Raw genomic sequence first — 13,648 nt, forward strand, 5'->3', positions numbered from 1 at the left:
TTTCGTCCTAAGATTCTACGAACAGACCAGAGACCCCAAAAAGCATAACATACATACGCATAGTGGCAAACAAAGAACGGAGTAAAAAAGCCCCGCTATGTGAAAATACTACGGGGCTTAAGATAATGCCAAAACCGACGAGAGATAATATTTAAATAAACTATGCAGACTGCAAAGATCCCAACAACCCGATCGTTTTTTCCCGGACCTGTTTCAAATCATCGGCATTGGGACGGCCTTCAATATTTCCCAGCCGTCCGCTGATGTTGAAATGCTGCATCTTTTCCGGGACAAAAGCACCTATGACCGACCATTCATCAGCCACGGTTATACCCAGATGATCAAAGAGCTGCCCCATGTACTTAATGGCCGGCACAGCTTCAGCCTCCCCGGTATGCGGCCCTGCATAAGTGCAGTAAACGCAGGCAAATTTTCCGGGAATACGCGGTGATCCGGGAAGAATCAGGTTCTTTTCACGGGCGTAGGCGAGCTGTCTGTTGATCCAGTCCTGCACGGACTTTCCCGGAAGCCAAGTATAAACCCCGGAACCAATGAATGTGAAATCGTAATTCAGCAAATCGAAAAGGACACCTTCCTTTTTAAGATTGACTGTGCTGACATTATGCCCGGCCTGAACTGCCGCTTTTTCGATTTCAAGGGCTACTTTTTCGGTCTGACCGTTAAGTGAACCGTAAAGATTGAGAATCTTCATTTTTCCCCTCTTCAGGATTAAACTTTTCTAAAACAAATTAAATAATTAAACCCTAGATCTATATAATGTAGTTCAGTAAAGCCGAGCGGTTCGATCAGAACCCTCAGTTCCTCACCGGAGATACGCATATGTAACGGCGGACCAAAATCGGTCCTTTCTTTTTTGCATTCCAGCACAGCCACTTGCCCAGAAGTTTTCAAAACCCTGCGGACCTCTGTAAAAACAGATTCACCATACTCTTCAAGGTTCATACAATGCAGGGAAGTACTCATGAAGCAGGTATCCACGCTGCCATCCTCAAAAGGAAACTTACCGGTCATATCACCAAGATAGGTGCTGACATTCTTCAGTCCGTTCTCCTCAGCCTGCAATTTGACATGCTCCAGCATCACGTTATTGCTGTCAAAAGCATAAACCCTGCCCGATGGTCCCACCTCGAGCCCGGCATGAATCGAGTAATCTCCGGGACCGCACCCCAGATCCAGGAAAACATTCCCATCCTGAAGAGCCAGAGTTTTGAAGACCAGACTTGAATCATGCATGCCGTAACTGGTGGGCCCCCGCCTATGACGGCCATGCCCGCCGTGACAATGCTTTCCGGCCTTATGTTCTTTATTCATTGTAACCTCTTTGCTGCGGTTAAAGATTGTATAGAAAGGAATCCACTTTGAGCCTGTTATTCTCATTCCGGTTACCGTCAAAGGTCAGGGACAAAATCGGAGCATAGGGCTTGTCATCAAGGCGATCCTTTAGGATACCGAGGCTGATCCCGGTATTCTCGTACATGGAAGTAACCGAGATAACTCCTTTCACCCCGGCCACCCTTTCCATGATCTTGGCTCCCCGGTAACGGCCGAATCCACCGGAATAATATCCAAGCCCCCGGTCAGCGGTTTTCTTAAGGGAGCCGAAATTGCTTTCATAATGGCTGAATTCGCCCAGCCGCTCTGAAATCCTTTCCATATATTCCTTGAACAGGGCGATATTGCTGCGCATGGACGAATGGGAATCAACCTTGTTGAAATTGTAATAGTCATACCAGAGATTCCAGACATATTCGCTCAAAGGAGCGTAAATCACCCGGCGATCCTGTTCTTCCAGCCTCTTAAAAATATGGTCATTAAGTGCGGATTTATAAAGGACCAATGGCTCACCAATGGCCATGATTGCACCCTCATGATCCTGCAAAGCAAGACTTTCACGAATGATCCGGGCAGTTGATTCAAGCTTCTCAATGTTCAATTGACCGCGTGAGGCAAGCCGGAGCAAAAACTCAAGGGTATCCGAACGCGACTCAGCAGGAGCATGCAACACAAGATCGCCGGCCAGCAGGCAGAGAAAAAGCATACGGGCATCGTCATCGTTGAGCATGCGCAACTCTTCCATAAACGGGGATATCAACTGCACATCCTCAAGCCCTTCCTGATCAAATACGCAGCGCATAAAACGGCTGTACTGACCGTCCACTTCAGCTCCCTCATTCTGGGGGATTAGTACAGCCGGACTGACTGCGCCCATATTCTTCTGCAAGGAAGAAAGCACCTCCCCCAGCAGAGCTGTCAGGGAAAAGTACTCATTACCGGAAGAATACCTGCTCCCTACATCCACAGACTCTTTTGAAGTGGCAGGGATAACCCGGGCATCAATCCCGCCGGCCTTAAGTACGGCGCAGCCGATATCAGAATAAGGATAAAGGTCCGGCAGCAACAGAGGACGGGAACCGAGCTGTGAATAATCAGTCAGAATATTCACCGGATCAGCACTGCCCATGTTCACATATTCCTCCACTGCAAGAGCCTCGCGCTCCGGCACCCTGCTCAAACTGTTCACAAATGCTTCCACCCGGGTCTGTACACCCACGCTGGATGAATGCTCGTCCACCTCAATGGTCAGGGATGGTTTATCCTTCAGGATTTCCCCGTAATAATGGGCAAAGACCGTATCCGGTCCGCAGCCGTGGTGGGTCAGGAATATGGGGTAGAGATTAGGATGCTTGGCCACCAGCTTGGCAGCGGCCAACATGTGCTGACCAAAAGGCCAGAACATATTGGGATGCTCCATGAAAATATCCGATTCCGGCAGATCATAGAGGGGAATGGTCCGATAGCCCATTTCAGCTAATTTATCCGGGATACCCATATTCAGCACCGGATCGGCCACTCCGTATATCTTGGAAATAAGCACAAAAGCCTTGGTGTTGGGATCAAGGGAATTCAAAGTTTCCCATCCCCTTTCTTTCATCCGCTTCAACAAATCATGCTGCGCCTCCATTGCAGCTTTAAGGGCGGCCCCCGCCTCTTCCGGGGTTTTACCCAGCTGCCTCCCCAAGGACATAAATTCAGACTGCACGAACTCCTGCCCCTGACTGAAAGCAAGGGTGGGAGCCAGCAGCTTGATGTTTTTATCGTCAAGCTTCATGGCTTCACTGACAATTTTAAAAGCCAGCTGCATGTAAGGGCATCCGTAGTTCTGACGGGATTTGGAGCTGGGATGGAAAGCAGTGAAAAGATCAGGAAAAAAAAGATAATCAACTCCGCGCTTAACCAGCTCTGCAGCATGACCGTTGACCAGCTTGACCGGATAACAGGTTTCATCAAGTGCGTATTCCTGAGCCATCCTGATAGTTTCCCCGGAAGTGAAATCGGAAAGGACCACGTTCATATCCAATGCCTTGAAGAAAGTATGAAACATGGTGAACATACCGAAGGAGAACAGGGCGCGGGGCATTCCCACACTCTTTTTCCGGGGATCAACAACTCCGTCATAGTCGCGGAAAATAAAGTCCTGCACCTGCTTGTTGAATGAACCGGGAGCGAATTGCGGCTCGGCTTCAACTTCTACTAAATCCGGCTGCTCATTTTCCAAGCAGAACCCTTTAAACGATGTTGCCCCTTCCATCTCTTCGCGGGCAATGATAGCCGCGCCGACAGCTCCGGTAACACTGAAAAATGGCGGCACCTGTACTTCCATGCCGTGGACAGCGCGAAATGCATTGATAATGGCTTGATTATAGGCCACCCCGCCTTGCAGGAGGATTTTCTTCCCTACTTTTTTGCGGCCGAGCACCCGGTTGGTGTAATTTTTAATGATGGAATAGCAAAGCCCGGCTGCAATATCTTCAATTGGATCACCCTGCGCGAGATGTGCGGCAATACTGGTTTCCATGAACACGGTGCAGCGTTCACCCAGATTAAGAGGGGCTTCACTCCTGAAAGAAATATCCGCGTAATCATCCAGTGCAATGCCGATCTTTTTAGCCTGCTCCTCAATAAATGAGCCGGTTCCGGCGGCGCAGACCTTGTTCATCTGAAAATCTGAAACAGCTCCGTTCTTAATGGAAATGAACTTTGAATCCTGCCCGCCGATCTCAAAGACCGTATCCACATCCGGGCAAAAGCTGACCGCAGCCCGGGCCTGTGCAGTGATTTCATCTTTGATTATATCCGCGCCAATAAGCCGCCCGGTCATGTTACGTCCAGAACCGGTGGTTGCCGCGCCGAGAACATTAACTTTCCCGGCAAAATCATCTCCAAGCTCGGCCAGCCCGGTTTTAACCGCTTTGACCGGATCACCCGCAGTACGCAAATAGCGGTAACCCAGCACCCGGTTATCAGAATCAACCAACACTACGTTGGTACTGGTGGACCCCACATCCACTCCGACCCAGCAATCCACGGGATCTGTTTCCATAGAGATATTCCGGCAGATATGCTTGCCCGTAACGTCTGCAACTCCATAACCAGACAGGGCAGGCAAAACGACCTTATCTTCTTCACAAAAAAGAGGCCCGCGACGCTTTTTAAGGGAATCCAGCAACAGCGCGACATTCACTGTTTTTAGTTCTTTAAATCCAATAACCGCTGCCCCCACAGCTCCGGCAACCTTCCCTTGCTGGTGAACTACTAACTGGTCATCATCTAAATCCAGCACCTTACGCAGAGCAGAAATGATAGCTTTGTTCCGTGATACCCCCCCCGCAAAAAAGAACGGGGCACGTTTGGGTAACCCGCGCATGACCGCATTGCGGTAATTTCTGGCTGTAGCATAGGCCAGCCCGCGCAGAATATCCGGAATAGATACCCCTTCCTGCTGGTGATGGGTGATGTCGGTCTTGGCAAAAACACTGCATCGCCCTGCAATTCTGGGGGTTGAATTTGCCTCAGCCTCAATACGAGAATAATCCTCAATCTCAATACCTATGCGCGAAGCCTGCTCTTCGAGAAATGAGCCTGTCCCGGCAGAGCAATCAGGGTTAAGTGAAAACTCAATGCCCCCCTTCTTCGCCGCGCTAAACCCGGTAATAAAACCGGCCCGCTGCCCACCGATCTCGATAATCGACGCGCAGGCGGGAGCGAGCAATCGTGCTCCTTCCACCGCAGCAGCCAGATAGTTAGCACCATAAACCTGACCCTCTTCTGAGAAAATCTTCCCACCGGACCCGACTACTGCCCCGTAAAGTGTCTCTGTACCAAACTCCTGCTTCAGCTCATCCAACATCTGGCTCAGAACCTGAACCGGACGCCCTTTATGAAGCATATACCTTCTTGCAATTATCTTCCGCTGCTCATCAAGAACAGCCACTTTTACCGAGGAATAACCAATGTCTATACCTATGCTGTTCATTCTTTTCTCCTATTTTAATTAAGCTGCTTAACTATTGTAGCAAAAAAATATCTGCATTACACACAACAGACTGGTCTCACAGGGAGGCGTAACCATACTGGGGGTGCATGGATCGCCCGATACGCGCCACCTCATAAATAACGCGGACCGTATCAAATCTATGCTTTCTTCCCGAACATTTCAGCCAGCCGGTCATCCACCACGGTCTCCACCACCGCAAGTACAGCCGAAGCCGTAGCCAGCTGCGGATCTGTGAATTCACCCAGTCGATCTTTCAGATTAGCCATATGCCGCTCATGAAATTCCTGATGAATGTTAAAAGCTTCCCAACCTTTATCAGTAAGTCGAGCCAGAAGTTCCTTGCGGTTATCAGGAGCATGTTCCTTACGGGCAACCCCACGTTTTTCCAATTTCCCGACCATCTGCGAGATCGCGCTCTTGGTCACCCCCAGCACGGAAGCAATGCTCTTCAAATTAGCACCTTCATTGAGGCCAATGGCGTGCAAACAGCGAATTTCCCGCGGGGTAAGTTCCAGCCCATCGCCGAGGACTATGGGCTGCTCCTCAATCCTGCTGTGCTTATTGATTATACGGGTCAACCTGCCAGTCATGTAACGGATCTCTTCTTCTTTATTGTCCATATGATTTTGATAAAGGCACTTAACTATCTCTGTCAAGCTAAAAACTATACCGAATTGAACTATAAACGTTGGAGTTGTTGGTGAACTGACCGAAAAAGGTCTGTTCATGGGCACCTATAAAAATGTTAGCCCCGCAACCAACGGTCATCCGGTCAGACACCTTGTACTGTAATCCGGGCCGCAAATAAGCATCCTCATCGCTGGGCGAATAATAGGCGTCAAAGTTCAAGGTCAGGTTCTGGTTCATGAACTGCTGGGTGAACTGCATGGTGATCACATGCCGGAACTCATCCTTGGGATACTTGGGATTATGCACATTGAGATAATTGCCGTAATCGAGCATCTGCTCCACATAATACTGCACTTCGCAATTGCTGTCGGTCCAAAGCTCCTGAGCATAGCCCACCAGATAGCGAAGCTCGGAATTATCCACGTCCGCATTGGTTCCGCCCCTGCTCTTGGTGGAATCGTACCACGCAACTTCAATATTCCCGATGCCGGGTCCGACCTGACCGCGAATACTTGCGCCGTACACATTAAGTGCCGGGAACGTAGCCTCATCATCCGAATTCATTCCAGCAGGCTTTTTCCAGTAGCCCCAGTAACCGTACAGGGCCAGCTCATAATTGTTGATATTCTTGTAAATACGAGCCGAGATCTCATCATTTTCAAACCATTCATCAGGCTCGTCGGTGTCGAGGATATTATCCCGGCCCACGATGCGGTCCTCCAGTCCACTAAAAAAAGAGATATATTCCCCGTCAATATAGCGATCCGGCTCGAATTTCGGGGAATAAACCAGATCGACATTGGCCAGTTCGGTAAAGAAGCTGACCTTGGCCGAGTTGCAGGGAGCCTTCAGATATTCCGCATCCCTGCCCATGAAGAATGACCGCCAGTCCTTGGGAAAAAGGTCGTTCAGAAAGACCAGCCCGCCCGTGCCCCAGGTAAGCACCTGCCTCCCGAATTTTATATCCATAAACTCCGTTGGCCGGGAGAACATCCACAATTCACGGGTTTCATAGACAATTCGGTCAGTCACACCGTCCGCGCGTAGATCTCCTTTGTATTTAAAGTCAGCCCAATCGGTGTAGGTGAATATTTCACCCTGTAAGCGGATCTCAGCCATGGAGATCTGTTTTTCTTCCGGGTCCTGCTGAGTGCGCGCTCCTGCGCGGGCTTCAATGAAACCGTTGAATTCCAGCGGTGCAAATTGCTCCCAGAAGGATTCAAAAAATCCATCCCCTCCACTTTCCGCTGCCGAAGCCGGGCCAGCCAGTGCTGCAAACAGCACCAACCAGACCATTATGCATTTACTTCTGAACACCCTCATCGCATCAATTCCCTCGGCGGACGACGCAGATATCTTTCGCCGAAGATGGATTCCTTGACCGGAAGATCATAAACCACGCCGGAGAAAGTCATTACAGTTTCGCTTCCGGTTTCAAGATTCTTGACCTTTGAAACGGTAACCGTGGGATAGATTTCGCCACTCTTATCTGAGGCTATTTCATCTACCTTAATCACTTCCATGGTCCGGTAAGGTTTGTCCGATCCTTTGAAATACTCCATTTTCATGGGCAGATAGGTTTTCATATCCACGTAAGCAACATAGTGGGAAAATTCCACATCACCGGGATTTTTAGGACTGTTTTTGAGCATGTAGCAGCCGTTTTCAGTCCCGATCAATTCGTGCACGTCTTCATGCAGGCTGCGCCCGGAGATATCTTCATACAGGAAATCGGAGCCCGCAAAACTGGTCCTTTTATCCCCGGCAGCGATCCGCTTCACCATGTCCAGACTGGGCATGTACAGCCAGCGGGAATCGTCCTTGCCCGGTTCAACGGTTTTGTGCACAAGGAAAACCATTTTGCGCACGTCTGCCGGGGATTTAAAGTAGGACATGTACAGCTGTCTGGAGTCACCGTCGCCCGCATCTTTACGCAGGATGTTCAAGTCCCGCTCTCTGGTACGCCCTTGGCTATCGGTGATTTCAAGGTGCACTTTACCTTTGCAGGTTTCGCCCTGATAAAGGGCCATGTGGTTGGCGTTGTTGACTATGGTTTCAACGTCAGGTGCTGCCATTGCGGATGCACTCATTAATGAAACCAGTGCCATTGTTGCTATGAAAGATAATATTTTTGATTTCATGTGAAGCCTCTTTGATTTGATGCGCTTCGCGCTTTTTATTGCAAAGATTTCGCCTCTGGCGGCTTAAACCCTTTTCCAAAAGGGTTTAAGAATCCCAAAAACTTTTACTTGGGCTTCGCCGCCTTGAGAGGACAAATCGTATTTTATTATTGATTAACCTTCACCGTCACTGTTGCATCAGAACTGGACTGCGCCGGAATCTCCAGCTTGGCTCCGGCAAAGAAGAACCTTGAGGCCACGGTGATGATTGCGGGCATGGCTACCAAAGTCAGGATGCCAGAAATCATCATGATGGATGAAAGCAGCAAACTGGTGGTGCGGTAAGGAATCAAAGCCGAAATGAGCATGGGCAGGAACCCGATGGCGATAACCAGCACATTGCGGCTGATGGCCCTTGCCGGGGCACCGTACATTCTGGGCAGGGTCTTCTTCCATGATCCGGTCTTGGAGTAGATTTTCCGGCTGCGCTCCACAAAATGGATGGCAAAGTCAACCGACATTCCCAGCGTAAGTACGCCGAGAACCGCTACAGGCATATCGTAATCCTTACCTATCAGACCGATGAAACCGTAAATGAAAGCGATGGTTATGGTCAGCGGAACCATACACAACACACCCCATTTGAATGAACGGAACAGAAACACAGCCATGAGCAGGACAATGGCGAAACTACCGATAAATGAACGCAGCATGCCTTCCACCATCTGGCTCTGCCAAGCCACGTTGATGTAAGTCAATCCGGCCCAGTTGTGAGTGATGTCGCAGGGCGGAGGATTGCTTTTGAAGTAGTCGCTGACAAAGGTTTCCACCGCTTCCATGACCATATTATCACCGCTGGTAAGCTGGAAAACCACGCAGGCTCCGTTGTAATCCGGGGTCACGTAATGCCAGAGATCGTGCGGACGGTGGCTCTGCTGGAACTGCATGTAGCATTCACCAACGGTCTGCATTTTTTCAGGCACGCGATAGCTGGCATCCTCGCCATCCGTCAGTTCCTGATGTATTTTGCTGACCAGATCAGCCGGGGCAGTACTCTTGCCCACCAGTCCCGCTTTCTCGATTTCCTTTTGCAATCCGGCAAGGTAACTGAGCATTGCGGGCTGCTTAAAAGGCTTCAGGAGTTCTTTTTCAAGACTGAAAAAACTGCTGAATTCATCATACAGGTAGAAATCGTCACCTGTGGATTTCTCCGCCTTACGCCCGGCAAAAGCCGCTGCCCGGTCAAGAAACGAATCCGCTGCCGGATCAGACTTCTCCATCAGCTCTGCCATGAAAATCACCCCTTTCTCCCGTGCGTCCGGAAATTCAGGGGTGAGGGTGTCGGTAAAGTTAACGAACTTCTCAGTAAGCCTGCGTTTATCGGATGCAGAGAAATTGATTTCATTCTCCTCACTCTCCAGAATCAGATAAGCAGGATAGGTTCCGGCAAAATGCCTGTTCAAGGCGGTGTCGGCCAGACGGATGGGATGGCTGGGTGCAAACCACTTAACCGGGTTGTCGTTGATCTGGATTTTGCTTATTCCCCATGCGGAAACAACCAGCAATATCAGGAACAGCCCCAGCAGCGGTTTGGCGTAGCGGTAAGAGATTCCCCCGGTTTTTTCCAGAATCCGGGACAGCAAAGTGGTTTTGCCGCTGCCGTGTTTGCTAAGCCCGAAGTTGCTGAAGATCCGGGCCGGAAGGACCAATATATAGGCGGGAACGAACATGATGGTCAGCAGCCAGGCGACCATGATGCCCAGCCCCACAAACACGCCGAATATCTGGACCGGGGGAATAGGAGTGAGGGCAAGGGAAATAAAGCCCGCCGCCGAAGTAAGCGAAGTATAGAGCATGGGCATGAACAGGATATTCAGGACCTCGACAATGGTCTGTTTCCTACCCTTTTCCGGTGTATAGAGGTCGAAAAATTCCGATAGGATGTGGATGGAATCCACCACCGCAATGGACATTAAAAAGACCGGGATCATAGAACTCATGATGTGCACTTCAAATCCGCAGCCGATCATGGTTCCCATGGTCATGACCACGGAAAGGGTGGCGATGATCATGGGCAGGAAGGTCAATGAAAGCTTACGGAAAAAGAAATACAGAAGCAGAAAAATGGTACCCATGGCCAGCGGTGAAGCCAGGCTCATCTCAGTGAACATTTCAATCCCGATTGCATCCTGCGCCACGGGCAGACCGGTAATGTGGTATTCATCATCACCGCCCAGTTCCTTTATCTTCTCCTGCAAAGCAGTATAAACACGGTAGCTCTGATACTTGTCGGTCAAAGGCAGGTAGATGCAGATAGCCTTGCCGTCTTCGGAAGCCATCTGCCCCACCAGCATGGGGTTGGAAAAAACCTTTTCCTTTACAATGTCGGCCTGCGACTGGGTTGACGGAGCCCGGGACATGAGCCAGTCAAATGAAATCGCTCCCGGCCCATCCTGACTGATATGCTCCACCATGGACGGAGCAATCATATCCACTTCGATGACCCCATCCATCTTTGAGGGATCGTCAGGATTTTCCCAGCGCAGGGTCCGGGCAAACTCCGCCAGCTCATGGACACGCTTTAAGGTATCGGGATTAAAAACTCCGTGCGGGTTTTGCTCGTTAAGAATGCCGAGTACAACAATTTCTGAAAGGGCGAATTTCTCCTTGGCCTGATTGTGGAAAACCCGGGAAGGTTCGTCCGGTGGAAGCATATGCTCAGGATCGGTATCAATAACCACCTTCGGAAAAAAAGAGCCGCAAAACACCGCCAGCAGCAGAAGCATGGCAATGGTCATCCAGCTCCTTTTAGTGGCGAAGGAAATCAGCATTTGTTTTATTTGATTCATTTCTTTACCTCTGTATTTAATTAAGCAACTTAACTATTGTTATAGAATTTCACCCAGACAAAAACATCCTTTGCCTTAGTCATAGCTCAGGCTGAAAACCGAAACTACTCCATAAGACCTTAAAATTAACCGTTTTACGAAAGCAAAAATAAAGGCTGTAACGGAGATCCGTACAGCCTTTACCGCCCCGGACCACAGGCCCGGAACTAGTCATTCACAATCAATCCACTATCCGGGAAATTCAACCATACGTGCTGCTCCAACCCTGCCTTCATGGCGTCCGGCAAATTCAGCCACCATAAATCCGGCAAAGCAAAGCAGTCCCAAAAGAATGTATAACCCTTCCATACCGAGCAGGTCCCCCACATGACCGAGAACAGGGCCACATGCCATGGGTATAATGATGAACAAGCTGCTTAAGACAGCAAACCCGGTCCCGGCATTCTTTCCGGCACTCACCTTCATCATCAGGGTAAAACTCCAGACCATGACCGCTCCGATGAGAATATTATCAATGCTCAAGAGCAGGGCCGCCTGCCAGTAAGGGATTACCCCGGAGCAGGCCACGAAAACCGTATACGCAGCCAGCAAGATCACTGTGGAGCAGAAAACCCGCAAAAAAACACGCCCGCCCACCCGGTGTAGAAACCATCCGCTGAGAAAAGTCCCGGCTAATCCCGCAGGGTAGGCGCAGTGCATGAGGATAGTACCCACGCTTCGGGAATCAAATCCCATATCAACCAGCAGCGGGGTGCGCATCTGCACCGAAGTAAAGGCAAACGCCGTGGGAGCAATCAGAATAGGGAGAACCCTGAGAACTTCACGCTTTTTAATAAAAGCCCACACCCCTTCCCCGCTGCTTTCCTTGTCCGCCGGTACTGTTATGAGGGGATCAATCTCCCGGTGAAAAAGAACCGGAAGGCTGAAGGAGAATACAGCAGCGGCAAGAAACAGGCAGAGGGGCTGCCAGCCGAAATTTGAGTTCATGAACAGCATGACCCCGCCTCCGAGCATAAGCCCGGCAAAACGGGCTGCGGACTGGATGGAATTGCCCCACGGACGCTCCTCTTCTTCCAGAATATCAGTAGCATAGCCATCCACGGCAATATCATTGGTGGCCATGACGCAGCTTAAAAGAAGGAGCAGGCCGTACATGATGCCGAAATCAGCAGACGGCGGAAAATAGGACACGCAGACCAACACCGCCGCCCCGCTCCATTGCAAGGGAAGTATCCATGACCTGCGCCTGCCAAGGGCGGGTATGTATTTACGGTCCACCCATGAAGCGCAGAGGAACTTCAAGGCCCACGGCAGATGAAGTGCGAAAATTGCCCCTACGGCCTTAAGATTCACCCCCTGCTCACGCAGGATAACCGGTAAACTGCCGAACACATAACCAAGCGGTATGGCCTGACACAAATACATGGAAGCCAACAGGGAAAGCTTGAATAATTTTGAAGCCTTTTGCGGTCTTTCATTGTTTGAACTTTTCATTGGCGTAACTCCTCACTTTTTTATCTCGCACTGAAGTCAAAAACTTCTTTGGCAACACTCCGTACTTTTTCTTAAATGCCGCACTGAAATGGCTCAGATTTGTATAGCCCAAAGCCCATGCTACTTCGCTCACATTCATATCTCCTGCTTCAAAAAGCATTCGAGCCTTACGTAACTTATATTCCTTGAGAAAAGCGAAAACAGTCATACCGTAAAGCTGCTGAAAACCAGCTTGAATTTTGGAGATGCTCATCATATGCGCCCGGGCAAGTTCAGCCATGGTCGGCGGATTATCAAATTTTTCCTTCAACTCATCCTGAATGGATTTAATGCGTTCTATCTCGAGCAGACTCAACCCGGAACTGCGACCCCGCTCAGGAGATTCAAGCTTCATGACCTGCAAGCCAATCAACTCAAGTGCCTTGCCTTCAAGATAAAGCCTGCTGCAATTGTCACCAACAAAGCCGTAAAACAATTCATTAGCCGCGGCCTGCACCGCCGGGTCCATGGTATGATGGATAAAAAACTCATTTGCATTCCGATTTTCCAACACCCCTTTCAAATCATCATGAATTGAATCCATATCCGTGCAGAGCAATTCGTGCAGTAGTTCAGGGCTGATATGCAAATGGATGGTCCTCGCCCGCCCCTCAACTGTAGACTCGACAACACCCGATATTTCATGGAAAAAACCCAAACCGCCGCTACCGGGTAAATTCTCCACCCGCAAAGGCCCGAGGGAAGTTTCATGCATATTGTTGATGATTGATCCTTCAAGGAAAAAGCCAAAATCAATATAATTGTTTTTCTTGTGGTAGCTGAAAGAAAAACCCTTAAAAAGAGCGGCTTCAAAAGCACTAAGCCGCAATCCGGGACGAAGCTCCATTTCCCGCCAGACAGGAGGTTCCGCTGCCCCATCCCCCCTTACAGATTCAAATGCACGGACAGCACTTTTAGATGAGGCATCTTCGATTCCCCAACAACCTTTATTTATAGCGGAAAGCGTATTGTTTTCCATTACTCCACTCCTGACTCGGCAAACCCTAACTGAGTTTGAATTTCATTTTCCTTACGAATATAGTTAACCTACTTAACTGTCAAGTGTGGAGTATACTTTTAACTTATCCCTCTCCCTAATGGGGCGATATTGTTAGGCGAATCGGATATTAACTTTATTTGCAGGGTAATTCTCTGGAACG

Annotated in this window: 9 protein-coding genes; all 9 read right to left on the minus strand. The window is 49.6% G+C overall.

The features are described from left to right. Nucleotides 1-160: 160 nt before the first annotated feature. The 9 genes from FMS18_RS11675 to FMS18_RS11715 all read right to left on the minus strand — a co-directional run bounded on the left by FMS18_RS11675 (nt 161) and on the right by FMS18_RS11715 (nt 13,467). On the minus strand, nt 161-712 hold the full coding sequence (locus FMS18_RS11675) for a hypothetical protein (protein ID WP_163294699.1): 552 nt from the start codon (nt 710-712) through the stop codon (nt 161-163). Between the two features lie 17 nt (nt 713-729). Next, nucleotides 730-1,332 (minus strand): class I SAM-dependent methyltransferase, encoded by a 603-nt coding sequence (locus FMS18_RS11680; RefSeq protein WP_163294701.1) that lies wholly within the window; start codon nt 1,330-1,332, stop codon nt 730-732. A gap of 19 nt (nt 1,333-1,351) precedes the next feature. Next, nucleotides 1,352-5,335, minus strand: coding sequence for an acyl-CoA dehydratase activase (locus FMS18_RS11685; RefSeq protein ID WP_163294703.1), 3,984 nt, complete (start codon nt 5,333-5,335; stop codon nt 1,352-1,354). A gap of 158 nt (nt 5,336-5,493) precedes the next feature. Further along, nucleotides 5,494-5,976, minus strand: coding sequence for a MarR family transcriptional regulator (locus tag FMS18_RS11690; RefSeq protein WP_163294705.1), 483 nt, complete (start codon nt 5,974-5,976; stop codon nt 5,494-5,496). Nucleotides 5,977-6,013: 37 nt separating this feature from the next. Then, nucleotides 6,014-7,309 carry a hypothetical protein gene (locus tag FMS18_RS11695; RefSeq protein WP_163294707.1) on the minus strand — a complete coding sequence of 432 codons (1,296 nt, stop codon included), beginning with the start codon at nt 7,307-7,309 and terminating at the stop codon, nt 6,014-6,016. Further along, a complete protein-coding gene (locus FMS18_RS11700) occupies nt 7,306-8,127 on the minus strand; it encodes an outer membrane lipoprotein-sorting protein (protein WP_163294709.1) in 822 nt (273 codons plus the stop codon). The genes FMS18_RS11695 and FMS18_RS11700 overlap by 4 nt, the downstream gene beginning before the upstream one ends. 146 nt (nt 8,128-8,273) lie before the next feature. Further along, on the minus strand, nt 8,274-10,955 hold the full coding sequence (locus FMS18_RS11705; RefSeq protein WP_163294711.1) for an RND family transporter: 2,682 nt from the start codon (nt 10,953-10,955) through the stop codon (nt 8,274-8,276). A 228-nt stretch (nt 10,956-11,183) separates the two neighbouring features. Then, nucleotides 11,184-12,449: an MFS transporter gene (locus tag FMS18_RS11710; protein WP_163294713.1), complete on the minus strand. Its 1,266-nt coding sequence runs from the start codon at nt 12,447-12,449 to the stop codon at nt 11,184-11,186. Beyond that, entirely contained in the window at nt 12,430-13,467 is a 1,038-nt protein-coding gene (locus FMS18_RS11715) for an AraC family transcriptional regulator (RefSeq protein ID WP_163294715.1), read from the minus strand. The genes FMS18_RS11710 and FMS18_RS11715 overlap by 20 nt, the downstream gene beginning before the upstream one ends. Nucleotides 13,468-13,648: the final 181 nt, after the last annotated feature.

The organism is Desulfovibrio sp. JC022, assembly GCF_010470665.1.
In the GTDB taxonomy this organism is placed as follows: domain Bacteria; phylum Desulfobacterota; class Desulfovibrionia; order Desulfovibrionales; family Desulfovibrionaceae; genus Maridesulfovibrio.